This is a genomic window from Rhodopseudomonas sp. NSM (genome assembly GCF_052445935.1).
GTDB lineage: Bacteria > Pseudomonadota > Alphaproteobacteria > Rhizobiales > Xanthobacteraceae > Rhodopseudomonas.
Genome location: NZ_JBQTCH010000012.1, coordinates 28,177 through 53,754, shown reverse-complemented (window position 1 = coordinate 53,754; position 25,578 = coordinate 28,177). Strand labels below are relative to the sequence as shown.

20 protein-coding genes are annotated in these 25,578 nt (G+C 66.5%); 14 read left to right on the top strand and 6 right to left on the bottom strand.

All coding sequences use genetic code 11. The annotated features are described in order from the left end of the window. The first annotated feature begins 34 nt into the window (after nucleotides 1–34). Nucleotides 35–808 carry a Hint domain-containing protein gene (locus tag ACTZWT_RS23555; RefSeq protein WP_444772111.1) on the top strand — a complete coding sequence of 258 codons (774 nt, stop codon included), beginning with the start codon at nucleotides 35–37 and terminating at the stop codon, nucleotides 806–808. Between the two features lie 120 nt (nucleotides 809–928). Here ACTZWT_RS23555 and ACTZWT_RS23550 read toward each other — a convergent pair whose 3' ends face one another. Both ACTZWT_RS23550 and ACTZWT_RS23545 read right to left on the bottom strand, forming a co-directional pair. Continuing rightward, nucleotides 929–1,414: a FecR/PupR family sigma factor regulator gene (locus ACTZWT_RS23550; protein WP_444772151.1), complete on the bottom strand. Its 486-nt coding sequence runs from the start codon at nucleotides 1,412–1,414 to the stop codon at nucleotides 929–931. Continuing rightward, nucleotides 1,365–2,018, bottom strand: a complete 654-nt coding sequence (locus ACTZWT_RS23545; RefSeq protein WP_444772110.1) for an RNA polymerase sigma factor — start codon at nucleotides 2,016–2,018, stop codon at nucleotides 1,365–1,367. Before ACTZWT_RS23545 ends, ACTZWT_RS23550 begins: the two co-directional genes overlap by 50 nt. Nucleotides 2,019–2,390: 372 nt before the next feature. Between ACTZWT_RS23545 and ACTZWT_RS23540 the strand changes: the two genes are divergently transcribed. From ACTZWT_RS23540 to ACTZWT_RS23500, 9 genes are all read left to right on the top strand, one after another. Next, nucleotides 2,391–4,193 carry a ShlB/FhaC/HecB family hemolysin secretion/activation protein gene (locus tag ACTZWT_RS23540; protein WP_444772109.1) on the top strand — a complete coding sequence of 601 codons (1,803 nt, stop codon included), beginning with the start codon at nucleotides 2,391–2,393 and terminating at the stop codon, nucleotides 4,191–4,193. Further along, the gene (locus tag ACTZWT_RS23535) at nucleotides 4,193–6,202 is read left to right on the top strand and encodes a DUF2341 domain-containing protein (protein ID WP_444772108.1); all 2,010 of its coding nucleotides are present in this window, start codon (nucleotides 4,193–4,195) and stop codon (nucleotides 6,200–6,202) included. Before ACTZWT_RS23540 ends, ACTZWT_RS23535 begins: the two co-directional genes overlap by 1 nt. A gap of 4 nt (nucleotides 6,203–6,206) precedes the next feature. Further along, a complete protein-coding gene (locus ACTZWT_RS23530) occupies nucleotides 6,207–6,611 on the top strand; it encodes an ExbD/TolR family protein (protein WP_444772107.1) in 405 nt (134 codons plus the stop codon). 19 nt (nucleotides 6,612–6,630) lie between these two features. Beyond that, a complete protein-coding gene (locus ACTZWT_RS23525; RefSeq protein WP_444772106.1) occupies nucleotides 6,631–7,362 on the top strand; it encodes a TonB C-terminal domain-containing protein in 732 nt (243 codons plus the stop codon). Nucleotides 7,363–7,427: 65 nt separating this feature from the next. Then, nucleotides 7,428–9,287 (top strand): putative porin, encoded by a 1,860-nt coding sequence (locus ACTZWT_RS23520; protein WP_444772105.1) that lies wholly within the window; start codon nucleotides 7,428–7,430, stop codon nucleotides 9,285–9,287. Between the two features lie 2 nt (nucleotides 9,288–9,289). Beyond that, nucleotides 9,290–9,880 (top strand): hypothetical protein, encoded by a 591-nt coding sequence (locus ACTZWT_RS23515; protein ID WP_444772104.1) that lies wholly within the window; start codon nucleotides 9,290–9,292, stop codon nucleotides 9,878–9,880. Beyond that, nucleotides 9,877–10,926: a peptidylprolyl isomerase gene (locus ACTZWT_RS23510; RefSeq protein ID WP_444772103.1), complete on the top strand. Its 1,050-nt coding sequence runs from the start codon at nucleotides 9,877–9,879 to the stop codon at nucleotides 10,924–10,926. Before ACTZWT_RS23515 ends, ACTZWT_RS23510 begins: the two co-directional genes overlap by 4 nt. A 154-nt stretch (nucleotides 10,927–11,080) precedes the next feature. Then, the gene (locus ACTZWT_RS23505) at nucleotides 11,081–12,562 is read left to right on the top strand and encodes an undecaprenyl-phosphate glucose phosphotransferase (RefSeq protein WP_444772102.1); all 1,482 of its coding nucleotides are present in this window, start codon (nucleotides 11,081–11,083) and stop codon (nucleotides 12,560–12,562) included. Nucleotides 12,563–12,838: 276 nt separating this feature from the next. Continuing rightward, nucleotides 12,839–13,345 carry a helix-turn-helix domain-containing protein gene (locus tag ACTZWT_RS23500; RefSeq protein WP_444772101.1) on the top strand — a complete coding sequence of 169 codons (507 nt, stop codon included), beginning with the start codon at nucleotides 12,839–12,841 and terminating at the stop codon, nucleotides 13,343–13,345. A 131-nt stretch (nucleotides 13,346–13,476) separates the two neighbouring features. Here ACTZWT_RS23500 and ACTZWT_RS23495 read toward each other — a convergent pair whose 3' ends face one another. Beyond that, nucleotides 13,477–15,861: a polysaccharide biosynthesis tyrosine autokinase gene (locus ACTZWT_RS23495; protein ID WP_444772100.1), complete on the bottom strand. Its 2,385-nt coding sequence runs from the start codon at nucleotides 15,859–15,861 to the stop codon at nucleotides 13,477–13,479. A 534-nt stretch (nucleotides 15,862–16,395) separates the two neighbouring features. On the opposite strand from ACTZWT_RS23495, the gene ACTZWT_RS23490 reads away from it, so the two are divergent. The 3 genes from ACTZWT_RS23490 to ACTZWT_RS23480 all read left to right on the top strand — a co-directional run bounded on the left by ACTZWT_RS23490 (nucleotide 16,396) and on the right by ACTZWT_RS23480 (nucleotide 20,199). Further along, a complete protein-coding gene (locus ACTZWT_RS23490) occupies nucleotides 16,396–16,890 on the top strand; it encodes a hypothetical protein (RefSeq protein ID WP_444772099.1) in 495 nt (164 codons plus the stop codon). 457 nt (nucleotides 16,891–17,347) lie between these two features. Beyond that, a complete protein-coding gene (locus ACTZWT_RS23485; protein ID WP_444772098.1) occupies nucleotides 17,348–19,891 on the top strand; it encodes an NAD-dependent epimerase/dehydratase family protein in 2,544 nt (847 codons plus the stop codon). A 164-nt stretch (nucleotides 19,892–20,055) separates the two neighbouring features. Then, nucleotides 20,056–20,199 carry a hypothetical protein gene (locus tag ACTZWT_RS23480; protein WP_444772097.1) on the top strand — a complete coding sequence of 48 codons (144 nt, stop codon included), beginning with the start codon at nucleotides 20,056–20,058 and terminating at the stop codon, nucleotides 20,197–20,199. A 91-nt stretch (nucleotides 20,200–20,290) separates the two neighbouring features. On the opposite strand, the gene ACTZWT_RS23475 is transcribed toward ACTZWT_RS23480, so the two are convergent. Continuing rightward, the gene (locus ACTZWT_RS23475) at nucleotides 20,291–20,728 is read right to left on the bottom strand and encodes a hypothetical protein (RefSeq protein WP_444772096.1); all 438 of its coding nucleotides are present in this window, start codon (nucleotides 20,726–20,728) and stop codon (nucleotides 20,291–20,293) included. Between the two features lie 250 nt (nucleotides 20,729–20,978). Then, on the bottom strand, nucleotides 20,979–21,494 hold the full coding sequence (locus ACTZWT_RS23470; RefSeq protein WP_444772095.1) for a hypothetical protein: 516 nt from the start codon (nucleotides 21,492–21,494) through the stop codon (nucleotides 20,979–20,981). 663 nt (nucleotides 21,495–22,157) lie between these two features. Between ACTZWT_RS23470 and ACTZWT_RS23465 the strand changes: the two genes are divergently transcribed. Further along, entirely contained in the window at nucleotides 22,158–23,774 is a 1,617-nt protein-coding gene (locus ACTZWT_RS23465) for an alpha-amylase family glycosyl hydrolase (protein WP_444772094.1), read from the top strand. Between the two features lie 369 nt (nucleotides 23,775–24,143). Here the strand turns inward: ACTZWT_RS23465 and ACTZWT_RS23460 are convergent, their stop codons facing one another. Next, on the bottom strand, nucleotides 24,144–25,451 hold the full coding sequence (locus tag ACTZWT_RS23460; protein ID WP_444772093.1) for a TadE/TadG family type IV pilus assembly protein: 1,308 nt from the start codon (nucleotides 25,449–25,451) through the stop codon (nucleotides 24,144–24,146). Nucleotides 25,452–25,578 lie beyond the last annotated feature (127 nt).

The following is a 25,578-nucleotide window of genomic DNA, read 5'->3' as shown; positions in this document are numbered from 1 at the left end:
CAAGTTGAGTTCTTCAGCAGGTTCGGAGAGCGCTATGATTGAAGACAACCATGAAGTTTCCCGTGCGCCGGGCGATACCACCCGCCGCGCAATGATCGCTGGCAATGCGAAGGTGGTTGTCGGCATCGCCGCGGGAGCGCTGATCGCGGCTCTGACCCGCGTGACGCCGGCTCATGCGGTGGTTCGGCCGCCGTGCTTCCTCAAGGGCACAAGGATCAGGACGCTCGATGGCGAGCGCCCGATCGAGCAATTGTCGGTCGGCGACCGGCTGCCGACGGCGCTTGCCGCGGTGCAGCCGATCGAGTGGATCGGAAGCTGGCGGCACAGCAAGTCGTCGCGCGAAACCTGGCCGTCATTCGCGAAACCGGTGCGGATCGCCCGGTCGGCGCTGGGCCCGAACGTGCCGCACACGGACCTCTACGTGTCGCAGGGTCATGCCCTGTATATCGATGGCGTTCTGGTGACCGCCGGCAGCCTGGTCAATGGCACCACCATCGTGCTCGACTCCGGCGAGCAGTTTGCGGAGCTCGAATATTTCCACATCAAGCTTCCTGGCCACGGTGTCGTCTTCGCGGAAGGCGCAACCTGCGAGACGCTGCGGCGCGTCCCGGCCGCCTCGGCCGGCTACGATCCGCAGGCGCAGGGCACTGTTGCCGCGCGCGAACAGGAGAGCTGCGCGCCGGTTCTCTACAACGGCACCACGGGTGAAATCCGGTCGCGCATCCGGAGTATGTTGTCGCCCGTGCTCGGGCCGCAGAAGCTCGATCTGATCCGCGCCCGCCTCGCCGAGACCGCGGCCGCGATCTAGGCCGGTCGCCGCCAGAGACAAAGGACGGGCTGCCGCGCAGCCGGTCGGCGACGGCGCCCGTGCCCGACACGATGAGCTGTGTCTCGTTCGAGACGCGGCTCGAGTGCGCGCTGGACAAGTTCAGCGACGGCCGGCCATGTCGTGATGGCAGCCACACCCGTCTTCATCGCAATTGGCCTGGTCGATGCCATCTTGGTCGGGCCTGTCTCGGCTCCCCGGGTTTCGAATTCCAGAGTTCTGGCCCGATGGAGCCTGGCCCGATGGAGCCTGGCTCGAGGTAGTTTGGCTCGAGCTAGTTTGGCTGGAGGTGGCTTGGCTCAGGGGGGCTTGGCCCAAAGGGGCTTGGCCCAGGGGGACTTGGCCCAGGGGGACTTGCCTCAGGGGGGCTTGGCTCATGCGACTCTCGCGCAGTGCGGGGGCCAGCGCCCGCCAGCACTTCACCGCCTCCCGGAAAGCCCGCTCGCGTTCGGGCGCGCTGGTTCGCCAGGCCGACAACCGATCGGAGTCGGCCGACGTCGCGTCTCCGGATGTCAGACGGAGGATCCAACCGAGGGCTTCACGGATCAACGGATCCAAGGGCTCGGTGGGGATGGTTGGTTTTGCCACGATCAAGCGCTTTCCCTCGGATGCCGGCTGCCAGACGGCGGCTGCTGCGTCTCTGATCGTAAGACGATCCGGGGCACGGGAATCCGAATTTGGCGGGCACATGGCGCTTGAGCCGCTCGGCGCAGTGCTCGACGGCCTGTTTGAGGTCGGTCTCGACCGTGCGCACCGTCACCGACAGGCGCTCGGCGATCTCCCGATGCGGCAATCCGTCGATGCGGGACAGCAGCAGCACACGGCGGCGGCGCTCGGGGAGTTCGGCGATCGCCCTGCGCAGCAGATTGATCTCGGAACGGTCCTCGATCACACGCGCCGCGTCGGGGCGGTCATCGGGAATTGTGAGCAGGGCATCGACCTCGTCGACGGTGAGGCGGCGCTGCTCGGCGCGGTGGCGATCCAGCGCAATGTTCAATGCAATCTTGAACAGATACGCCCCCGGACTGCGGACCGGGCCGATGTCGCTGATGCGCTCCAGCCGCAGATAGGTCTCCTGCAGCACGTCGGAAGCGAGATCCGCGGAACCGAGCCGACGGGTCAAGCGCCGACCAAACTCGTCATATTTGGCGATAAGCAACTCGCGTAGCGCCTCTGCCGTCGTGGTACTCATAACTCTACCCACCCCCTCGACGGGAGCCCCCACATTCATGGCGAACATATTCAGCCGGGGCAACGTTATTGTGACGCAAGAATAACATATTGCGACGCGGCGTGTTGCCGCCTGATGCGATGTTATCAAAGATGTCGCACCTGTTTGTTTTCGGGGTGTTCGGGTCAGCCACGTCTACCTAGAGGGACGAGGGTAACGTCAGCGCCGACCGCGCGGCTCGCCTTCGTCACATGATTGGATGACGACCAGCGAGCATATCGAGGGCCGGGTGTGAATTCTTATCGTATCCGCGGCCGAGCTTGGTCGCCCGAAAAGGGGCGGCGGGGTTCGGCGGGTGTCACCTGCTCCATGATCGGTGGAGCGGGATGGTTATTGTCGTCCGCTCTCTGCGGCGTTGCGATGCTGGCGCTCGGTGCGTCGTCCGCCGCTGCCGAGGCGAAGGCCACGGACAAGGAATCGGATGCGGCGGCTTCCGGCCGTCGCGGCCAGGCGACGCCGGCAAACGGGTCGTCGTCGAGCAAGCGCAGCGGCGGGACCGCGGCGAAGAGTGACGACGCGGAAGGCAAGACTTCGGAAGGCAAGGCTTCGGAAGGCAGGGCTTCGGAAGGCAGGGCTTCGGACGCGGCCAAGCCAGCGGCGTCGGGCCCGCCGGTCCGTTTCGATATCGACGAGTTTCGCGTCGAGGGTGCCGATCACCTTCCGCAGATCGAAGTCGAGGAAGCGGTGTATCCGTTTCTCGGGCCGCGCCGCACCGCCGATGACGTCGAGAAGGCCCGCGCCGCGCTCGAGAAGGCGTATCACGACAAGGGCCTGCAGACCGTCGGCGTCGCGGTGCCGCAGCAGGACGCGCAGCGCGGCTTCATCGTGCTCAGGGTGACCGAGAACAAGGTCGGCCGGCTGCGGGTCAAGGGCTCGCGCTATTTCGATCTCGGCAACATCAAGCAGCGCGCCTCCTCGCTCAAGGAAGGGACGCTGCCGGACTTCAAGGAAGTCACCAAGGACATCGTCGCGCTCAACCGCTGGCCCGACCGGCGCGTGACGCCCGCGCTGCGGGCCGGCGTGACGCCGGGCACCGTCGACGTCGACCTCAATGTCGAGGACACCTATCCGCTGCACGGCAGCGTCGAGCTCAACAACCGGCAGAGCCCGAGCACCACTCCGCAGCGCCTCAGCCTGTCGGCGCGTTACGACAATCTGTGGCAGCTCGGCCATTCGGCCACGTTCACCTTCCAGACCGCACCGCTCAATCCGAAGGACGCCACCGTGTTCTCCGGCTCGTACATGGCGCGGACCGACTACGAATGGCTCAACGTGCTGATCTACGGGCTGAAGTCGGACAGTTCGGTGGCGACGGTCGGCGGCGCCAATGTCGTCGGCCCCGGCCATGTGATCGGCTTCCGCAACGTCATCACCCTGCCGCCCAGGGGCGAGTTGTTCCACACCTTGTCGATCGGCGCCGACTACAAGGATTTCCAGCAGACGCTGGCGCTCGGCAGCGATTCCTTCGACTCGCCGGTCCGCTACGTGCCGCTGGTGGCGGCCTACACCGCGAGTTTCCAGGGCGACGGTCGCCTGACCCAGCTCAATGCGACCTTCACCGGCGGTCTCCGCGGCATCGGCAGCGATCCGAACCAGTTCGACGTCAAACGCTACAAGGCGACGGCGAGCTTCATCACTCTGCGGGGCGACGTCTCGCATACGCACGATCTGCCCGGCGGCCTGCAGGTGTTCGGCAAGGTGCAGGGCCAGGCCGCAGATCAGCCGCTGGTGTCGAGCGAACAGCTCAGTCTCGGCGGCCAGGACACCGTTCGCGGCTATCTCGAATCCGAAGTGCTCGGCGACTACGGCGTGGTCGGCACCGTCGAACTGCGCACGCCGAACATCGCGCCGTACATGGAGCAGACGCACGACATTCCCGGCGGCAAGCCGGTCAAGCTCAACGTGTTCAACGACTGGCGGTTCTTCGCCTTCGCCGATGCGGGCTACGCGCGGATCCACGATCCGCTGCCGGATCAGCAATATCAGTTCGATCTGGCGAGCTACGGCGCCGGCATGCGGATGAAGACGCTCGACCATCTCAACGCCATGGTGTTCGTCGGCATGCCGCTGACGAGCCAGCAGGTCACGATCTCGAACCATCCGCGGGTGAGCTTTCGAGTGTGGGGAGAATTCTGATGACGCTCGGGATCCGCAAGGGCTTTCACGCATGGACCGCGCAGGCTCTGGCCGCGCTGGTCGTCGTCGCCGTGCTGTGGCCGCAGCACGCCTCGGCGTGGTGGAACGACGAATGGAGCATGCGCAAGAAGATCGTGTTCGACACCGGCGCATCCGGCGCGGGCATCAGCGACGCGATCGGCACGACCCCGATGCTGGTGCGGCTGCATGTCGGCAATTTCCGCTTCGGTTCGGCCAAGGAGGACGGCGGGGACCTTCGCTTCGTCGCGGCGGACGACAAGACGCCGCTGAAGTACCACGTCGAGAAGTACGATTCCCTGATCGGCGAGGCGCTGGTCTGGGTCGCGGTGCCGGATCTGAAGCCGGGCACCAAGAACGAGATCTGGCTCTATTACGGCAACGAAAAAGTGCCCGCCGCGGTCGACGCCAAGGGCACCTACGATCCCAATACGCTGCTGGTGTATCACTTCGCCGAGCGCGGGGCGTCGCCGCAGGATTCGACGGCGTGGGCAAACTCGGCTCAGAACACCGTTGCCGCCGCTGAAGGCGCGATCATCGGCCAGGGCGCGCGGTTCGACGGCCAGACGGCGCTGACGATCCCCGCCGGAGCCTCGCTGGCGCTCGCCGACGGCGGCGAGATGACATGGTCGCTGTGGCTCAAGAGCACCGCGCCGCAGCCGCGCGCAGTGCTCTATGCGCGGCGCGAAGGCGCCAACGCGCTGATCATCGGCCTCGACAACGGCGTGCCCTTCGTCGAGGTCACCAATGGCGGCGTCACCCAGCGCTCTGCCGCCGGCGCGGCGATCCCGGCCGCGACCTGGCATCACCTCGCCGTCACTGCGAAGGCCGGCCAGATCTCCATCTATGTCGACGGCACTCAGTCCGGCACGCTCGCGGCGGCTGTGCCGACCCTGACCGGCGTCGCCTATGTCGGCCAGGACGCGCCCGCCGCGGCGCCGGCCAGCGCCGAGCCTGCCGCAACGCCGGCGCCGCCAGGTGGCGACGCAGCGGCAACACCCGCGGCTTCCCCCGACGCGGCAGCCGCGCCGGCGACGCCCGCAGACGCAGCGGCCGCGCCGGAAGCTGCGGCCGGCGCCGCGCCGCTGGTCGGGTTCGCCGGCGACATCGACGAGCTGCATATCGCCAAGGTCGCGCGCCCGGCCGGCTTCATCAAGGCGGCGGCGATCGGGCAGGGCCCGGACCAGGCGAAGCTGACCACGTTCAGCGTCGACGAGGAAACCGCGAGCTGGCTCAGCGGCTACTTCGCCGTGATCCTGAAGTCGGTCACGCTCGACGGCTGGGTGGTGATCGGCATTCTCGCGGTCATGATGGTGATCAGTTGGATCGTGATGGTCGACCGGATCTCGTATCTGAACCGGGTCACCAAGGGGAACAGAGCGTTCCTGAAACACTTCCGCGAGTCGGCGACCGACCTCGAGGGAGTCCTGCAGCTCGACCGCGAGGAGAGCGATCCCAGCCTGGGCAGTGGCGGCGATGCGAAGCAGTACAAGGTGATCCACGCCGCGCCGCTGTATCGGCTGTTCCACATCGGCGCTCAGGAAATCCGCCGCCGCTTCTCCAGCAATGGCGGTTCGCGGTCGCTGTCGCCGCAGGCGATCCAGTCGATCCGCGCGGTGCTCGACAGCGGCCTGATCCACGAGGCGCAGCGCCTCAACAAGATGATGGTGATGTTGACCATCGCGATTTCCGGCGGCCCGTTCCTCGGCCTGCTCGGCACCGTGGTCGGCGTCATGATCACCTTCGCGGCGATCGCCGCCTCCGGCGACGTCAACGTCAACGCGATCGCGCCCGGCATCGCCGCGGCGCTGGTCGCGACGGTGGCCGGCCTCGCCGTCGCGATCCCGGCGCTGTTCGGTTACAACTACCTGACCATCCGCATCAAGGACTCCACCAACGACATGCACGTCTTCGTCGACGAGCTCGTCACGAAGATGGCCGAGTCCTATCACCAGCAGCCCGGCAGTCCCCGGCGACAGGCGGCGGAGTAAGACGATGCAGGTCCAGTCCGACAGCAAGCCGTACGACGACATCAACATCACGCCGATGCTCGACCTGGCGTATGTGCTGCTGGTGATCTTCATCATCATGACCACGGCCACGGTGCAGGGCATGAAGGTGAATCTGCCGAAGGCCAGTACCGCGCCGAGTCTGGCGCAGCAGACCACCAAGGCGGTCACCGTCACCAACGATGGCAAGATCTTCCTCGACACCATCCCGGTGACGCTGTCCGAACTGGAGCAGCGGCTGATCCAGCAGCGCGCGCTGACGCCGGAATTTCCGATCGTGGTGCGCGGCGACAGCCAGACCCAGTACCAGAATGTCGTCGACGTGCTGGACCTGCTCGGCCGGCTGAATTTCACCCAGGTCGGAATGGCGACCAAGCCGCTCGTGAGATGAGCGCGGAGGCGGATGGCCGATGGACTGGCGCGATGAAGCCGATGATGACGAGGACGGGCCGTCGTGGCGCCGCACGCTGCTGTCGATCGGCACCGGCGTGGTCGTGCTCGGCGTCCTCGTTATCGGGGTGGTGTTCATGCTGAGCGGAGATCAGGAGCCGCCGCGCAAGGTCAACGAGCCGACCATCGTCACGATTCTGCCGCCGCCACCGCCTCCGCCTCCGCCGCCGCCGCCGCGGGAGCCCGAGCCCGAGCAGAAGGTGGTCGAGCAGACCCCGGTGAAGCAGGAGATCATCGAGGAGAAGGCGGTCGACATCCCCAAGGATGCGCCGCCGGATCCGAGCGACGCGCCGCCGGACGGGCCGCCGGCGCTGGACGCCGACGGCGACGGGCCGGGCGAACTGCTCGGCCGCAAGGGCGGCCGCGGCCTGATCGGCAGCGGCAGTGGTGGTGGCGGTGGCGGCGGCGGCACGCGTTGGGGCTGGTACGCCAGCATCGTGCAGGCGCAGATCGAATCGGCGCTGCGCTCCAACGAGAAGACCCGTCATGCGGTGATGCGGATTCAGGTCAGGCTGTGGGCCGACACGACCGGCCGGGTCAGCAGGGTGCAACTGGTGTCGTCGACCGGCAACAGCGATCTCGACTCCGTGGTGCGCGATCAGGTGCTCGGCGGCATGACGCTGCGCGAGCCGCCGCCGAAAGACATGCCGATGCCGATCATCACGCGGGTGACTGCACGGAGCCCGTCGTGAGCCGCCTACTGCGTCGCCGGCCGGTGCCGGCAGAGTCATCGAGTGAAGTAACAGGGAGTGTTGTGATGCGCCGTTCCGGGATGATGGGTTGGAGGATGGCGCCGCTCGGGGTCGCGCTGGTGGCGCTCATCGATCCGGCGGCGGCCCAGGACAAGGCGGATCCCGCCGGGGCGATCAAGCTGCCGAAAGTGTCGCGGACCGCGCCGCCGTCGTCGAATGCGACCGTGAACCTGATCAACCTCCTGGTGAAGCAGGGCGTGCTCACCGACGAGCAGGCCGCAGCCCTGGTCAAGCAGGCCGACGACGAGGCCTATGTGGCGCGGCAGGCGGTGCGCGACGCCGCCGCCAAAGCGGAGGGCGCCGAGAAGACCGCCGCAACGGCCGCCGAGGCGACCTCGCCGGCCGGCACCAGACGCGTCACCTACGTGCCCGAAATCGTCAAGAAGCAGCTCCGCGACGAGATCAGGCGCGACGTGATGGCCAAGGCGGAGCAGGAGAACTGGGCGTCGCCCGGCAAATATCCGGAATGGGCGCAGCGCATCCGCTTCTACGGCGACGTCCGCGTCCGCCACGAAAGCGTGTTCCACCCGTCCGGCAACTACCCCTACACGGTGAACTACAACGCCATCAACACCGGCAATCCCTACAACGTGCTGGGCGACGGCTCGTACGCGAACGACTATTTCTGGCCGACCTACAATGTCGACCAGGATCGCCAGCGCCAGCGGCTGCGGGCCCGGCTCGGCATGGAAGCCGACCTGTTCGACGGCTTCTACGCCGGGATGCGGATCGCCACCGGCGAAAGCAACGCGCCGGTGTCGTTCAACCAGACGCTCGGCGGCTCCGGCGGCAATTTCAGCAAATACAGCATCTGGCTCGACCGCGCCTTCATCAGATACTCGCCGTGGAGCGATATCGCGCTGAGCGCCGGGCGCTTCGACAATCCGTTCTTCGCCGCGACCGACCTGGTGTTCCACCGCGATCTCGGCTTCGACGGCGTCGCCGCGCAGGCGAAATACGAGATCAGCCCGGGCCTGGAGCCGTTCGTGGTCGCCGGCGCGTTTCCGATCTTCAATACCGGCCTCGACGTCGGCACCAGCCTGGATTTCAGCAACAAGGACGTGCTGCCGGGCAAGGCCCCGAGCCGCGACAAATACATGTTCGGCGGCCAGATCGGCGCGCGGGCCGAATTCGCGCCGGATGTCAGCCTGAAATTCGGCGCCGCCTATTTCGATTTCACCAACGTCCAGGGCAAGCTGTCGAGCGGCTGCCTGGTCGCGACGGTTTCGGATTTCTGCAGCACCGACCTGACCCGGCCGTCCTTCGCCCAGCGCGGCAACACCTACATGGCGCTGCGCAACATCATTCCGCAGCAGGAAGAGGGCACCCTCAACCTGCTGCCGCAGTACCAGTATTTCGGCCTCGCCTCGGAATTCCGCGAACTGGTGATCAGCGCGCGGCTCGACCTCGGCCAATTCCATCCGGTTCACGTCGTGATCGACGGCGAGTACGTCCGCAACCTCGCCTGGGACGCCACCGACATCGCCGCCAAGGTGGCGGCCAACCCGCTGCCGGCCGGCGCGATCGCCGGCTGCGCATCGACGGAGAATTGCACGCAGGTCTATGCCGGCGGCAATCAGGGCTGGCTCGGACGGCTGACCGTCGGTCATCGCGAGGTCCGGCAGTTGTGGGACTGGAGCGCCTTCGTCGGCTACAAATATCTGGAATCCGACGCCGTGCTCGACGCCTTCGCGGATTCCGATTTCGGCCTCGGCGGTACCAACCTCAAGGGTTACTTCGTCGGCGGCAGCCTCGGCCTCGGGCCGAACGTCTGGAGCACGGCGCGCTGGTTGAGCGCCAACCAGGTCGCGGGCGCGCCCTACGCCGTCGACATCTTCCAGCTCGATCTCAACGCGAGGTTCTGATCATGCGCGGACGCTGTTTTGTTGCCGGGCTCGGCCTGGCCGTCGTTCTGGTCGGTCCGGCCCAAGCCGACGAAACCGCGCGGCTGCGCGAGGCGTTGCGCTCGGCGACCGCCCAGGTTCGCTCGCTCGAGGATCAGCGTGCCGCGATTCAGGCCAAGCTGACGACGACCGAGCAGGAGCGCGAAACCGCGAAGAAGCAGAACACCGCGCTGCGGGCCCAGGTCAAGGAGGCCGAGCAGGCCTATCGGCAGGCCGTCAAGGACTTCAACGACCGGCTCGCCGAACGCGACGACACGCTGGAGAAATGGAAGAGCGCCTATGCCGAGGCGGCGTCGGTCGCCCGCACCAAGGACGCCGAGCGCGCCAAATTCGAAGGCGAGGCGAAGGCCTTCAAGGCCAGCACCAGATCCTGCGAGGCCAAGAACGGCCAGCTCGTCAAGATCAGCAATGACGTCGTCACCAGATATGAGGCGATGGATCCGCTCGAGAAGGTTCTCGATCACGATCCGGTCTTCGGGTTGCAGCGCGTCCAGCATCAGAACCAGGCCCAGGAATTCCGCGACAAGATCCTCGATCAGAAAGCCAAGCCATGACCAATGCCGTCATCACCACCGGGATACTCGCCGCGATCACCCTGGCAATCGCGCTGCCCGAGGCGTCGGCGCAGCAGCGCCCGGCGCCGCAGCCGGCCCAGCAGCAGCCGGCCCAGCCGCAACCGGCGCAGCAGGCGGCGGCGCCGCAGCCTGCTCGCGGCGGCGCCCAGCAGCCGGTCGCGGACGCTTCGCCGGCGGTGAAGGACGGCGACGTCGTCGCCCGGATCGGCGACAGCGACGTCACCGCGAGCGAAGTGCGCGCCGCGATCGGGTTTCTCGATCCGCGTCAGCAGGCGGCGCTGGCGCGCGATCCGGCGCTGCTCAGCCAGACCGTGCGTGCGGTGCTCGCCAATCGTCTGGCGTTCAAGGAGGCGCTGACGAAGAAATGGAACGAGCAGGCCGCAGTAAAGGCGCAGATCGAACGCGTCCGCGAGAGCGTGATCGTCGAAAGCTATCTCAAATCGGTGACGACGCCGCCGGACAGCTATCCGAGCGAAGCCGAGCTCAAGGCGGTCTACGATGCCAACGCCAGCGCGCTGCTGGTGCCGCGCCGGTTTCAGCTCGCCCAGGTGGTGATCTCGCTGCCCAAGGATGCCGACAAGGACGCCGAGGAAGCCGCGCGCAAGAAGCTCGCCGAAGCGCTGAAGAAGCTGAAGGCGCCGGGCGCCGAGTTCGGCAAGCTGGCGAAGAGCCTGTCCGAGGATACCGCCTCGGCGGAGCGCGACGGCGATCTCGGCTGGATCGCCGAGCCGGACCTGCGGCCCGAGATCCGCAGCCAGGTCACCGGGCTCGGCAAGGGGAGCATCGCCGACCCGGTGCGCCTCGACGATGGCTGGCACATCATCAAGCTGCTCGACACCGAGGCGTCGCGGACGCGAACGCTGGCCGAAGTTCGTGACGGGCTGGTGCAGAGAATGCGGGCCGAAAAGATCGAGGCCAACCGCCGCGCCTACATGAACGAGCTGTTGAAGCAGTCGCCGCCGGTTCTCAACGAGATCGCGTTGTCGAGATTGCTCGACGCACGACCGGTCGCGGCGTCGCGCTGAGCGCGCGACGTGCCCCGCGCGGATGTGCCCCCGCCGCGCGGGGCGCCGCGGCCCCGGCCGCGTCGTGGCATAACGTATTGCGTTAATGTTTAGTTAAACCATCACATTGGTATGATACTCGATCTGCATCGACATGCTGCGGTGCGGGTGCGACTTGACCGACGCAATCCATTTGATCGACGCCGACCGGCTCGACGCGGATCGGCCGGCTGCGGGCTCGGACATTGCCGCCAGGCCGCGTCTCACGCTTCCGTTCGGGATCATCGGTCCGGCGCTGGCGCTGGCCGACAGCCTGATCATCGTGGCGGCGGGTGCGCTCGGCGGCTCGCTGTATCAGCAGGCGATCGGCGGCGACGCCCAGATCGGGGTCTATGCCGGCCTCGGGCTGGTGGCGAGCCTGGTCCATGTGCTCGCTGCGCACCGGCTCGGGCTCTACAAGGTCAACGGGCTGCTCGAGCGCCAGCCGGGCCACGGCCGCGTCGGGGCGGCCTGGTGTTTTGCCATCCTGGTGCTGGCGGTCATCCTGTTCATGCTGAAATCCGGCAACGAGGTGTCGCGCGGCGCCATCGTCTGCATGTTCGTCCTCGGCTGTTGCGGTCTGCTGTGGGCGCGGCGGTTCGCCAAGCGCCGCCTGCGCGCGGCGCTGGCGGCGGGAGCGATCGCCGGCCGGCGGGCCTTCGTGGTCGGAACGCAGGCCGAGATGGCGCGGTTCTCGCGCAGCGATCTGCTGTGCGATTTCGGGCTGGACGAGGTCGATCGCGTGGCGTTGCCGCGCACTGAGGCGGGCGCTGTCGCACCCGAGCGGCTCTCGCAGCGGTTCGAGGCCGTGACCCGGCGGATCCGCGAATCCGCGGCGGAAGAAATCGTGCTCGCGCTGGCGTGGTCGAATACGGCCGATCTCGAACTGTTGCTGGACCGTCTCCGCGTGTTTCCGCTGCCGGTGCGGCTGCTGCCGGATTGTTCGGTGTCGGCTGTTCTGGATCGGCAGAACGCGGCGGTGTCCCATCTCTATATGGTCGAGCTGCAGCGTCCGCCGCTGACGGCGCTGGAGCGCTCGGCCAAGCGTCTGCTGGACGTGACGGTCGCCGCCACCGCGCTGGTGCTGCTGTCGCCGGTGCTGCTGATGGCGGCGATCGCCATCAAACTCGAATCCAGCGGTCCGGTGATCTTCCGGCAGCGCCGCCACGGCTTCAACGGCAAGCCGTTCCTGATCTACAAGCTGCGCTCGATGCGGGTGCAGGAGGATGGCCAGGCGGTGGTCCAGGCCGCCCGGCAGGACCCGCGCGTGACCCGGGTCGGGCGCATCCTGCGCGAAAGCAGCATCGACGAATTGCCGCAACTGGTGAACGTCCTGCAGGGCAATATGTCGATCGTCGGGCCGCGTCCGCACGCGCTGGTGCACGATCACGAATACGGCCGGCTGATCGAAAGCTACGCCTTCCGGCACCACGTCAAGCCCGGGATCACCGGCTGGGCGCAGGTTCAGGGGTGCCGGGGCGGCACTCCGCGGCTGGAGCTGATGGAGCGCAGGGTCGCGCTCGACCTTTGGTATATCGACAACTGGAGTCTCGCGCTCGATATCCACATCATGCTGAAGACCTGCTTCGAACTGATCAGGCGGCGCAACGCATATTGAATATCGTGCGTTGAATCGCGCGCGGGCTGAACATTGCTCGCATTCCGATTCTCATCATCCGAGGAGTGTCCCTGATTAGGACATCGATCATGGTGCGGAGTGTGCGATGGTCGATCGGTGTTGATGTGAGAAGCTCTCGTCGTTGCCAAACGCCATCGTCGCGCCACCATCCGGCGTCATCAAAATTGTCGGGGCTCTATTGAAAACTTTGGTGAATCACGTTTACTAGAATCGCTCGCATGCGTTCTTTAGCGAGATTCGTCGGGAGGCGATGAGATGGTCGGCAGGCGACACGCCTCTGAGGAAATTGCGAGCAAACTGGCGCAAGCCGACGAACTGGCGGCCAAGGGCAAGACCCAGCGGGAAATATCGAAGGCGCTCGGGGTGAGCGTCATGACGTATCACCGATGGAAGAAGATGCCGGTCTCGACAACCTCCGGTTCAGCGAATGCCGGATCCGGCTCGATGACCTCCGGGCAAATGTCCTCCGGCCAAATGACCTCCGGCCAAATGACTTCCGGCTCAATGACTTCCGGTTCAGCGCATTCGGGCGCGAATTCCGGCTCGAGGACCTCCGGTCCGATTGCGTACAATGACGCGGCTCACGATGACGGGCGACACTACGGGGCTCTGCATCCGGCCGATCTGGTCGCGCACCTCGAGCTCGAGAATTCCCGCTTGCGGAAGCTGGTGACCGACCTGCTGCTCGAGAAGATCGGCCTGGAAGAAGATCTGCGGGATCGCTACCAGGCGCGGCTGCGGCGGCCGGAAAAGACCAAATAGGCTCGCGCCGACTCGCTTCCCGCACGTTCCCGCAGACATCCGGTCTCGCAGACATCCCTCTCCGAAGCACCGCTCTCCGCGTCCATCGCAGCCGGCGCTGATCGTGGCGATGGTTCGTCATGCCGGACACGCTAGGCCGAAGCACGCTGGGGCCGGGCAGCCGCCGGCTCGTAATAGCCGCTGTGGTAAAGTCCCGGCTGCTGGAATCGCTCGAGCGCCCTGAGATCGACCTTGTTCAGCACCACGCCGAGCATGTGATCGTGCAGCTCGGGCCAGGCCTGCAGATGATGCTGAACGGTGCGGATCGGCGTCTTTCCCCACTCCACGACGAACACGACCCAGTCGATCAGCGGCAGGGTGGCGCGGACATCGATCACCGGCGCAATCGGCGGAAGGTCGATGATGACGTAGTCGTAGCTCTCCCGGAGCTGGCCGATCAGATCCGTGAAGGCGGCGGACGACAGGATCTCGTCGCAATGCGCCGGATGGCCCGAGGTCAGCAGCGGCAGCAGCGCCAGCCCCGTGGTCGGCTCCCGGCCGATCGCCTGTTCGAGACTGGCCTTGCCGTCCAGTACCTCGAGCAGCCCGGCGGTGGGGGGAGGCGCGAGACACCGTACCAGCGTCGGACTGCGCAGATCGAGGTCCAGCAGGATCACCCGCTTGCCGGCGTCGGCCATCAGCATCGCGAGATTGCAGGCGACGGTCGATTTGCCTTCGCCCGGCAGCGTCGAGGTCACGCCGATGACCTTGTTGTTGCGGATCGCAGGGCGCAGCTCGGCGGTCACCTTGATGGCCCGGAACGCCTCGGTGAAGATCGAGAGCGGTTCATCGACCGAACGCCGCATCAGCGGCTCGGCGATTGCGAGGGGGGGCGCTTCGGCCGCCGTTCCGGCGTCCGCGCGCCGCTCCCGTTCGCCCTGCGCGCCGGTCCGGCGCTGGCTCCAGCGGCCGCCGGGAGGGGCGGTGTCGCCATGGCTTGCCGCGGATCGCTTCGCCAGCGGAATCACCGCAAGGCACTTCACCCGCAGCGCCTGTTCGGCCTGCTGCCGGGTGCGGAATGTGCCGTCGATCGCTTCGCGCAGCATCGCGATCCCGAAGCTGAGAATGATCCCCATCGCTCCGGAAATCGCGAGAACCAGAGAGCCGACCGGCTTGCTCTTGCGCGTGGGTGGCGACGCCGCGTTGATCACCCGGGCCTCGGTGATCGGAAACGACTCCTGCTGGATCGCTTCCGCATAGCGCTGGAGAAAGCTGTCATAGATGGTGTGATAGGCCTTGGCGGAACTCTGCAGTTCGGTGAGCCCGATCCGGTCTCGGTTGGTGCTCTGGCCTTCCAGCACCAGATTCGCCAGTTCGGCCTCGAGCTGCTTTTCCCGGGTTCTCGCGATCTCATAGTCGCTTTGATAGCTCGCCGCGATCCGCCCGAGCTCCGCCGAGATGTTGCGGCTCAGCTCCTGCATCTGCTCGAGGAGATTGGTGCTGGCCGCGTGGTCGGCGCCGTAGCGCGCCGAGAGGTTGGCCTGGCGCGCCGACAGGTCGAGATAATTGTTGCGCAGCCGCGTCACGACGTCGTTCTTGAGCAGGTCGGACACCGCGGCCTCGCTGACGTCCATCTTCCGGATCTGCTCGATCCGGTCGAGACGCGCTTTGGCCTCGGTGGTGGCGCCGCGCGCGATCGAGAGCTGGGCGCTCAGATCGAACAATTGCTGTTCGCCGATCAGCCTGCTCTGGCCGCCCGTCGCGGGGGTGGCGTAGCCGCCGCCGCCGAAATCGACGATTTTGTTCTTCTCCTTGAACTCGAGCACCGCCTTGTCGGCGGCGCTCGCCTTCGACTTGAGTTCGTTGATGCGATCCTGAAGCCACGTGCTCGCGCGGCGCGTGGTTTCGTATTTGGCGTTGAGCTGGTCGTCGATATAGGTCTCTGCGATCGCGTTGGCGATCCTGGCGGCGAGGCCCGGATCGCGTGCGGCATAGGCGATATTGAGCGCATAGGTGCGCTCGATCCGAGAGATGGTGCGACGGCTGAGAAGCTCCTCGACAGCCCGCCGCTCGCGGCCGGCCTCGTCGGTCTGTTCGGAGGATGACGGCACCACCAGCCGCGCGATCCAGCCGAGTGCGCCGCCCTTGGTGACGAATTCCGGATCGTCAGCGAGTTTGAGCTGCCGCACGACGGCGAGGGCGATCCGCCCGGATGCGAGGATTTCGACCTGCGAGCCGACCTGGATCGTATCGAGCGGCATATCGCCCGACGACTGCAACTGGTTCTGGAAAATCCGCAGCTTGCTGCTGTCGATCATCAGCGTTGTGGTGGCGGTATATTCCGCCGGCGTGGCCAGCAGATAGCCGAAGCCGACGGCGAGCGCCGCGGCCGGGACCACCACGAACACCAGCAGCTGGCGGCGGACGAACCCGGTCAGTTGCTCGATCAAAGCCGCCGCGTGCGCGACAGGGGATTCGTCATGCGGCGCGCCTTGATCGGCAAAACCCGGGCCCGCTCTGCGCGACAGCATATCCATTGGTGACGACATCCTGGCCGAGCGCTCAGTGCGCGAGCTGCTCGCAAGCCGGAAACAGCGGCATCATGATCTCGCAACCGTCAGACATCGACCGCCACACACCGCTACCGTGAGACACCGCACCGCCAGATACCACACTGCGCGACATCACACTGCGCGACATCGCATCGGCGCTCCGGCAGCAGAATGGCCACGACCGCCGATGGCGAGCACCGCATCGTCCCGGCGTCCATGCTACGAGCGCGAAGCATCATCGCGCCAACTCATGTTGCCGAACACCAATGTCGCCGAAATACCAATGTCGCCGAACGTATGTGACAGATCAAACCAGCACGTATCAATCTATCGTAGAAACAATACGGAATTGTAACAGATGGGGTTGGCTCGCGTAACGCGACATCGGAATGATGTGGCCCCCGTGATCAGGCCGATGCCGATCAGAGGCTCGATCGTCGGGCCGCGCGCCTGTTGCTGACATAGGGTTGCGACCGCACGCCGTGGGCGTGATGAGAGCGGTGGGACCCGCACGCCGGCTTGATCAAATCGATCCCGCGCGCATTGGCCCAGATCAAATTTCCAGCAGTCGCCGGCAATCAGTTGGTGCTCTGTGATCGCAGCCTTCGCGACGATCGACGGTCCATCGGCATTGCATTCGAGTTAGTTCGCAGTTTGGAATTATTCAGGACGGCCGCCTTTGAAAAATACCGCCACTTCATCGTGAATCAGTGCAAGGAGTCGGTCGCAGTTGCAGGGTCCCGACACGACGGGCGTGTTGCGCGACGCGCGGCGATGAGCCGGATTCACAGAGGAGGAAAGTTGATGGCGGGTCGGAACAATCACCATGAGTCGGACAGGTCGGACCGGGTCGAACAGATCGATCAGAGCAGTCGCGTCGATCTTCGCTCGGACCGGGCGATGCGCGTGTGGGCGCGCCATCGCCTGCGCGAGCTGGCGGAGTCCGGAAAGCTGGGGCTGAGCACCGGCTCCGCGCCGCTGCGCGTATCGGCGTCTGCGTCGGCGGCGCGCTGAGAATCGACGCGCCCCGAACTGCGGCGCGAATGAAAGTGGTGCACGTCGCCTTGACCGGCGTGAACCAGAGTACCCCGGCCCATCCTCGTCTTCGCGATCGTTCGGCCAGCTCCGCCGCGGAGCGGCTTCGAGCCTGAAGACGCAGGGAGTGCGGGATCAACCCGGCCTCCGCGACAGCCCCGGCATTGCGCCGCGCAGTCGAGCGACGCGACCGCGCGTGCGGCGATCAGGCCGTCGCCCCGGGTCTCCCTCCCGATCCGTCCTTTCCCGATCCGTCGTCTCGCTTCATCTGCGATCAAAAACCGCACCCCGGAACGGATGCGGAGATCGGTGCTTGCCCTGCGGAAGGCCACGACGCGATTGCGCGTCGCGTCGCAACGCGCCGATGGCCGATGTCGGCATCGCCAGCTCCGGAGTCGGCATCGAACGACACCCTCCGTCCGTCCGAAGGATGCCGATGCCGAAGGATTCCTCCAAGCGCCCCACCGTCCTCATCACCGGCAGCAGCGGGTTTCTCGGTCAGGCCATCGCCAGGGGCCTGCAGAAACGCTACCGCGTGATCGGTCTGGACCTGATGCCGCCGAAGCATCCCGTCGAGGGGATGGAGACCGTCGAGATCGACCTCACCTCGGACGAGAGCGTCGACAGCGCCGTGAATGAGGCGACGAAGCGGGCGGGCGGGACCATCGCCTCGGTGGTGCATCTCGCCGCTTACTACGACACGACCGGCGAGGACGATCCCAGATATCAGTCGGTCACGGTCGAGGGCACGGCGCGGCTTCTGCGCGCGTTGAAGACGGTCGGCGCCGGGCAATTCATCTTCTCCAGCACCTTGCTGGTGCATGCGCCGAGCCCCGACAAGGGCGTGCGCATCGACGAGAATTCGCCGATCCGCCCCGCCTGGGCCTATCCGCAATCCAAGGCCGACACCGAACGGCTGATCGCGCAGCAACGCGGCGATATCCGGAGCGTGATCCTGCGGCTGGCCGGTGTCTACGACGAGGATTGCCGCGCGGCGTTCATCGCGCAGCAGATCTCCCGCATCTTCGAGCGGCTGCCGACCGCCTATCTGTTCACCGGCGATCTCTCCGCCGGACAGCCCTATCTGCACAGGGACGATCTGGTCGACGCGATCGTGCGCACGGTCGATCGCCGCTGCGATCTTCCGGACGAGACGACGCTGCTGATCGGCGAGGAGGAGACGCCGTCTTATCAGGAGATGCAGAAGCGCATCGGCCGCCTCGTTCACGACGAGGAATGGCGCACGCTCAGCCTGAACAAGGGCCTCACCAAAGCGGGCGCCTGGGTGCAGACCGAGGTGCTCGATCAGGACACCGACATCAAGCCCTGGATGATCGAGAATTCCGACGATCACTACGAGATCGACGCGTCGCGCGCCCGCGCGCTGCTCGGCTGGAAGCCGGCGCACCGGCTGGTCGACACGCTGCCGGAGATGATCCGCGGGCTGAAACGGGATCCGACCCGCTGGTACGAGATCAACAAGCTCGAAGCGCCGGCCGTGGCCGCGTCGGAGCCGGAACTCGACCAGGCGCAGGAGCGGCTGAAGCAGCCGCTCGAGCTGAGCCCGGCGCAGGTCGACGAAGCCGTCGAACGGCACCGCGCCTGGACGCTGTGGGCGCCGCTGACGAATGCCGCGCTCGGGCTGTGGCTGATCACGTCGCCGATGACGCTCGGCCTGTTCGACCCCGTCGCGGCGGCCCCGCCGCCCGCGCTCGGCCACGAGGTGGCGGACGCCCAGACCCGCAACGCCAGGCTCGGCGTCAGCGAGATCGTGTCCGGGCTGCTGATCACCGTGATGGCGCTCGCGGGCCTCGCCCGCGAGCGGCGCTGGATGCAATGGGCGACCGCGGCGGTCGGGCTCTGGGTGATGTTGGCGCCGCTGCTGTTCTGGACGACCAGCGCCGCCGCCTACGGCCTCGACACGCTGGTCGGCATGCTGGTGGTCGCCCTCGCGGTGCTGATCCCGCCGCCGGCCGGCGTCAGCCGGCGGGCGCTGGCCGCCGATGACGATCGCCCGCTCGGCTGGAGCTACTCGCCGTCGACCTTCACCCAGCGCATTCCGATCGTCGCGCTGGCGTTCGTCGGCCTGTTCGTCTCGCGCTATCTGGCCGCTTATCAGATGGGCCACATCGACACCCTGTGGGACCCGTTCTTCGGACCAGGCGACGCGCCGGTTCGCAACGGCAGCGAAGCGGTGGTGACGTCGTGGGTGTCGAAGGGCTTCCCGATCGCGGATGCCGGCCTCGGCGCCTTCGCCTACGCGCTCGACATTTTCGCCGGCTCGATCGGCGACCGCCGCCGCTGGCGCACCATGCCCTGGATGGTGGTTCTGTTCGGCCTGCTGATCATTCCGCTCGGCGTGGTCAGCGTCACCTTCATCATCATCCAGCCGCCGCTGATCGGCGCGCTGTGCACGCTCTGCATCATTCAGGCCGTCGTCACCGTGATGCTGATTCCCTATTCGATCGACGAGGTGCTGGCGAGCGTGCAGTATCTCTGGCGCGCCACCAGGGCCGGCGAGCCGTTCTGGCGCACCTTCTGGATGGGCGGCCCGGCGTTGTCGCAGGACCAGACGCCCGCGCCCGATCTCGACCGTCCGGTCGGGGAGATGCTGAAGGACTTCGTGTTCGGCGGCGTGACGTTCCCGTGGACGCTGCTCGCCAGTATCGGTCTCGGCGTCGTGCTGGTCGCATCGCCGCAGCTCCTTGCCACCCGGCCGCCGCTGTCCTTCAGCGATCACATCACCGGCTGCCTGGTCGTGCTGATCGCCGTCACCGCGCTCGCCGAGGTTGTGCGCCCGGTGCGCTTCCTCAATGTCGGGCTCGGTGCGTGGCTCGTCGCCGCGCCGTTCCTGCTCGACGGCGGAATGGCGGGCGGCATCGTCCAGATCGCGATCGGTCTGGCGCTGATCGGTCTCAGCCTGCCGCGCGGCGCGCGCAGCGATCAGCATTATGGCGGCTGGGACCGGGCGATCATCTGACGACTTCGCCGCGGCAAAGCCGATGATCGCCGGGCGCGGAATCGGCGGCGAGGCGGCGCCCGGGCGTCGCAGCGAAAGTGACGCCGAATTGATCGGCATCAACGCTGCGCTCCGAAGGCGGCGTGATGCTGTCCCACTGCATCGGGTGCAGGGGGAATACGACCATGATGACCTACGACATTCTGCTGCTGGCTGCCGCCGCACTGTCCACCGTTGTGATCCTGTTCGGCGTGGTGATCTTCGCCGGCCACGAGGATGCACACCGGCACGTCAGCGCCGGGCCGCAGCAGCCGCACGGCACGACCTGACAGCGTCAACTGATGAAGATCTGATCCGGCCCGTCTGACGGGTCCGGATCCGGGACCAGGTCAGGCTTCGGCCGGGCGATGCCCCGCGTAGTTACTTGAGCGGCTCCCTGCCGGCCGCGTCGTCGAGGTCGCGCTTGATGGTCTCCAGCAGCGACGCCAGCACGTCGGATCGCGGCGGCCCGGCCGTGGCGCGAGCTGCGGATGCGGATGTGGTGTGCTGCAGCGCGGCGGGATCGGCCGGGCGCGGCGCGGCCGGCGCCTGTGGAGCGCGTCGGCGGCGCGGCAATTCCGGCGGCCATTGCGGCGACAGTATCGGCGACGACAGTATCGGCGACGACAGTATCGGTGGCGACGGCATCGGCGGCGACAGCATCGGGCCGCCCGGCTCGGCGTGCTGGTCCGCCGCGGCGCCCTGCGGCGGCGAGACGAACGAACCGTACAGCACGTCCTCACGCCGGCCCATCAGCCACAGCGCCATCCAGTAGATGATCGCGAGCACAATCACGGCGAAGATGCTGAGCTCAAACATCGGCGGCCGCCGATGCGAACCAGGGGCTGCGCCGCTGTCGCGGCCGAATCCGGCGACCGGCTGTGACCAGCCATTCTGTCGGCCCGGACCGCTCGGCAGGAGCAACGCGCATCTTCACCCCCTGGCCGATTGATTCCGCAAGCGGGGGGCACTCGCAAGCGGATTCTGGTCACGGCCCGGTCGGCGCCAGACAAAAGCGCCGGGCGAGGGGCCCGGCGCTGATGATCGGTTCGTATTTACAGCAGATGGTTCAGCGGCCGAGCAGCACCGGCAGGCCGAGCATCGAGGAGAACGGCGTCGGATCGTTGATCAGATTGGCCGAACCGTTCTGATTGGCCGCGAGCTGCGAGAACGGCTTCTGGCTGGAGGTGAGCGACGACCACGGCTTCTGGCTCGACGCCAGCGACGAGAACGGCTTCTGCGAGGCCGACAGCAACGGGCCGAACATCGACGACAGGAAGAAGTTCGGGCTGGTCAGTTCGGGGAAGATTCCGCCCAGCGTGGTGCGGGAGTCGGTCAGACGCGGTGCGCCGGTCAGGTTGGCCGAGGACGACGTCGCGGCATAGCCGGTGGCCGATCGGGTCGGACCATGGCGATTGAGGATCGCTTCGGCCTGGCCGCCCTTGCCGAAGGGCGGGTCGATGCTTACCACGCTACCGTCTTTGTTGGTCACGAGTTCGACGTTGTCGAATGAGGCAGCCTTGAGCTCGGCGACCGCCGCCTGGGCCTTCTTCGCGTCGTCGTACACTTTAGCAATTTGCGTCATGCTTACCTTCCTCGATCATAATGGGCTGGCGGAAGAATCTCAGTATTTTTGACAATTCGACGGCCCCGGCCCGGTTCCAATCTCGCACATTTTCGCGCTGCGGCAAGCCAATTCAGGCATCGACTTACCGGCGACAACGCGTCGCACAATGACTAAGTAAGTGGTCGGTGAACGATCGCCAGTGAAAGCGCGATGATTTGCCGCCGATCAGCACGCGATCGCCGCGAACGGTAGATTGATACAGAGCGGCGCTCGGCGGCGGCGGGTCGCGGGCAGGACAGGGCGACGCGAGTCGCTGCGGGGCGACCGGATATGGATCAAATGTTCGGCCGCTGCCTCCGCCACGCGTCGTCCCCGCGCAGGCGGGGACCATAGCCCCTGGCTTCCCGAGCGGAGCAAGGCCTCTGACACCGGATTCCAATCGAGACGCTGCGGCGTATGGGTCCCCGGCCTGCGCGGGGACGACATGCGGACAGGCAAGGCCGAATCGCTCATTGCCCCGACCTTCGAACGCCCGATGCGATCGTCTCCCCAAGGGAGAGCTGAAACGCCGCCTCCGCCTTCACGGCGCTGACGCATGCTTGTGCGAATGAAACCAGCCGCCGCCGGAACAAGCTGGCGGCTTCGGGCGTCTGTGAACGCGAGACCCGAGAAGGACAACCGATGACCGATGTGACCACCCCGTCCTGGTGGACGGCCGGCGTGCTGTACCAGATCTATCCGCGCTCGTTTCAGGACAGCAATGCCGACGGCATCGGCGATCTGCGCGGCATCATCGATCGGCTCGATCATCTGTCCGACCTCGGCGTCGACGCGCTCTGGCTGTCGCCGGTGTTTCCCTCGCCGATGGCGGATTTCGGCTACGACGTCGCCGACTATGTGGGGATCGATCCGATCTTCGGCACGATGGAGGATTTCGACGCGCTGGTGCTGATCGCGCATGCGCGCGGGCTCAAGGTGATCCTCGATCTGGTGCCGAATCATTCGTCCGACCAGCACCCGTGGTTCGTCGAAAGCCGTGCCTCGCGCGACAATCCGAAACGCGACTGGTATCTGTGGCGCGATCCCGGGCCGGACGGCGGCCCGCCGACCAACTGGCTGTCGGAATTCGGCGGCAGCGGCTGGGAGTTCGACGAAACCACCGGCCAGTACTACTACCACGCGTTTCTCAGGCAGCAGCCGGATCTGAACTGGCGCAATCCGCAGGTCCGCGCCGCGATCTATGACGCGATGCGGTTCTGGCTGAAGAAGGGCGTCGACGGCTTCCGCGTCGACGTGATCTGGCACCTGATCAAGGACGATCAGGTGCGCGACAACCCGCCCAACACGGATTTCAGGCCCGGCATGCCGCCGCACGCGGCGTTGCTGCCGGTGTATTCGGCCGACCGGCCGGAGACGCTGGAGATCGTCGCCGAGATGCGCGCGGTGTGCGACGAATTCGATCAGCGTCTCTTGATCGGCGAGATCTATCTGCCGATCGAGCGGCTGGTCGCTTATTACGGGCCCGGCCTCAACGGCGCGCATCTGCCGTTCAACTTCGCGCTGCTGTCGACGCCGTGGCGCGCGCAGGACATCGCCGCGCTGATCGCGCGTTACGAGGCGGCGCTACCCGCGGGCGCGTGGCCGAACTGGGTGCTCGGCAACCACGATCGGCCCCGGGTGGCGAGCCGGGTCGGCCCCGCGCAGGCCCGCGTCGCGGCGATGCTGCTGCTGACGCTGCGCGGCACGCCGACGCTGTATTACGGCGACGAGCTCGGCATGGAGCAGGTCGAGATCGCGCCGCAGGACGTGCAGGACCCGTTCGAGAAGAACGTGCCGGGCATCGGCGTCGGCCGTGACGGCTGCCGCACGCCGATGCCGTGGGACGCGTCGCCGAATGCCGGCTTTTCCGACGCGAAACCGTGGCTGCCGCTGGCGCCCGACGCGGCGCAGGACAACGTCGCCAATCTGCGCGCCGCCGCGCAGTCGATCCTCAATCTCTATCGCGCGCTGCTGCGGCTGCGCCACGCCAGGCCGCAATTGTCGCTCGGCGATTATCAGCCGCTCGCGGTGCAGGGCGATCTGTTGCTGTATCGCCGATATCATCAGGGCGAGTCGGTGCTGATCGCGCTCAATCTCGGCGCCGCGCCGGTATCGGCGGGCTCCGATGCGTTCGGGCTCGACGGCGAGGTGCTGCTGTCGACCGCGATGGATCGCACCGGCGAACGCGTCGGCGCCACGCTCGATTTGCGCGGCCACGAAGGCGTCATCGTCGGCCGCGCGCCGGAGCCGGTGGTGTAGTTTTGCGACGGCCGCAGCGAGGATCAGATGTTCAGCCGCGGCATCCGCAACGAGTCGTCCCCGCGCAGGCGGGGACCCATAACCCCTGGCTTCCAGAGTAAAGGAAGCCCTCTGCCACAGGGCTTCAATCGAGATGCTGCGGCGTATGGGTCCCCGCCTGCGCGGGGACGACATGCGGATAGGCGACGCTCAAATGCCATCGAAACCAGGCGGAAGCTCATATGCGATAGGACTTCGTAGGGTTGGCAAAGGCGCGCAGCGCCGTGCCCACGCCGACGTCGACGCGTCGTTTTGTGTCACGCGTGGGCACGGCGCAACAGCGCCTTTGCCCACCCTACCGTCCGAAGGCCGTCCGTCGCGTGGGTTTCGCTAGCTGCTCAGTCGCGCTTTCGCCACCGCCTTCTTGAACAGCGCGTCCATCGCCTCCGAGATGCCCTGGGTCGGGCTGACCTCGAAATAGAAGTCCGGCGACGCGCAGCTCTTCATTTTGGCGGCGATCTGGCTGTTGGTCGAGGGGCCGTAGGGCCCCGGATTGAACGGCGCGATGTGCTGGTTGTACCAGTCGTTGGTCGGCAGCGCCAGATAGGTGGTGTACAGCACCGCGATCTGGATGCCGCGGTCCTTCATCGCCTTGCATTGCGCGACCGTCAGCGGCTCCTGGCAGCGGCCGCCGCTCACGGTGGGGCGGGTGCAGGTCGACGGATAATAGGCGTCGGCGACGCCGTCGGAGACGAAGAACAGCCATTTCTGCGGCTGCTCCGCGGTCCCCGTGCCGGACGACGGGATCGTCGTATTCATCGCCGCCAGCGTGTTGTCGAAATCGGTGCACTGGTCGTTGTTGTAGTTCTGCTTCGGGATCGTCATCAGGTCGATCGCGCTGGCGGAGGTCTGCACGCTCGACATGCTCGACGACAGGCTGGCGATCGTCGTCAGCCCGAGCGAGGTGCAGGAGCTTCCGAAGGTGTAGACCGCCATCCGGAACTGGTTGTTCACCGCGGTCATCAGCGTCGCCGTGGTGGTGAGCTGCTGTACCGCCTGCCGGACCACGTCGATCCGCATCTTGACGCCGAGCTTCTTGGCGAGTTTGTAGTAATCGTTCGAGTTCGACAGGTCGTGACAGGCGAACGCACATTTGTCCGAGGTGTTGTTGACCATGGTGGCGATGTCGGCCGTGGTGGCGGCCACGCCCATCGACGGCGAATTGTCGAGCAGCAGATAGAAGTCCTGATAGACCGGCCGCGACACCGTGGAGGTCGAGCGGTTGCCGATCGTCAACGTCGGATAGCCGATCAGGTTGAGGAACTGGGTGTTCACCGTCGAGGTGAACTCCGAGCTCGCGCTGCGCGTGCCGTTGCTCTCGGTGACGTCGAGATTGATCGTGGCGCTCAGCCCGTAGGCGTCGAGCGTGGCGTTGAAGAACTGGACCGCGTCGGCCTTGGCCTGCGCGGTCGAGCGGTTGATCGACGAATGACTGACCGCCAGCAGCACCGCCGCGTCCTGCGCCGACTGCAGCTTGGTGCGGATCCGGTTCGCCATCGCGTAGTCGATCGCCGCGCCGACAAAGCCGAGGATCGGTAGCAGCGCAATCGCGAAGATCACGGCGATATTGCCCGAGCGATCGCGCCCGAAACGGCGCAGGGCGCGCCCTGCGTGACGGGTTTCAAGTAGCTTCTGCATATCCAGCCCCCGCAGGATCGCGAATTCTCTCGCGCTGATGCCGGCCGTTAGTTTGACGATCGGGAACTAAGACCGGGTAAACACCGACATCGAAACGGGTGGTAACCATCGGCGCCCGGCCGGCCGG

Coding starts and splice junctions, on each gene's coding strand:
- ACTZWT_RS23470 (WP_444772095.1), bottom strand. CDS start 21,494: ATGACGCAAATTGCTAAAGTGTACGACGACGCGAAGAAGGCCCAGGCG.
- ACTZWT_RS23460 (WP_444772093.1), bottom strand. CDS start 25,451: ATGCAGAAGCTACTTGAAACCCGTCACGCAGGGCGCGCCCTGCGCCGT.
- ACTZWT_RS23520 (WP_444772105.1), top strand. CDS start 7,428: ATGCGCCGTTCCGGGATGATGGGTTGGAGGATGGCGCCGCTCGGGGTC.
- ACTZWT_RS23535 (WP_444772108.1), top strand. CDS start 4,193: ATGACGCTCGGGATCCGCAAGGGCTTTCACGCATGGACCGCGCAGGCT.
- ACTZWT_RS23510 (WP_444772103.1), top strand. CDS start 9,877: ATGACCAATGCCGTCATCACCACCGGGATACTCGCCGCGATCACCCTG.
- ACTZWT_RS23480 (WP_444772097.1), top strand. CDS start 20,056: ATGATGACCTACGACATTCTGCTGCTGGCTGCCGCCGCACTGTCCACC.
- ACTZWT_RS23530 (WP_444772107.1), top strand. CDS start 6,207: ATGCAGGTCCAGTCCGACAGCAAGCCGTACGACGACATCAACATCACG.
- ACTZWT_RS23500 (WP_444772101.1), top strand. CDS start 12,839: ATGGTCGGCAGGCGACACGCCTCTGAGGAAATTGCGAGCAAACTGGCG.
- ACTZWT_RS23555 (WP_444772111.1), top strand. CDS start 35: ATGATTGAAGACAACCATGAAGTTTCCCGTGCGCCGGGCGATACCACC.
- ACTZWT_RS23525 (WP_444772106.1), top strand. CDS start 6,631: ATGGACTGGCGCGATGAAGCCGATGATGACGAGGACGGGCCGTCGTGG.
- ACTZWT_RS23545 (WP_444772110.1), bottom strand. CDS start 2,018: ATGAGTACCACGACGGCAGAGGCGCTACGCGAGTTGCTTATCGCCAAA.
- ACTZWT_RS23495 (WP_444772100.1), bottom strand. CDS start 15,861: ATGGATATGCTGTCGCGCAGAGCGGGCCCGGGTTTTGCCGATCAAGGC.
- ACTZWT_RS23515 (WP_444772104.1), top strand. CDS start 9,290: ATGCGCGGACGCTGTTTTGTTGCCGGGCTCGGCCTGGCCGTCGTTCTG.
- ACTZWT_RS23485 (WP_444772098.1), top strand. CDS start 17,348: ATGCCGAAGGATTCCTCCAAGCGCCCCACCGTCCTCATCACCGGCAGC.
- ACTZWT_RS23475 (WP_444772096.1), bottom strand. CDS start 20,728: ATGTTTGAGCTCAGCATCTTCGCCGTGATTGTGCTCGCGATCATCTAC.
- ACTZWT_RS23465 (WP_444772094.1), top strand. CDS start 22,158: ATGACCGATGTGACCACCCCGTCCTGGTGGACGGCCGGCGTGCTGTAC.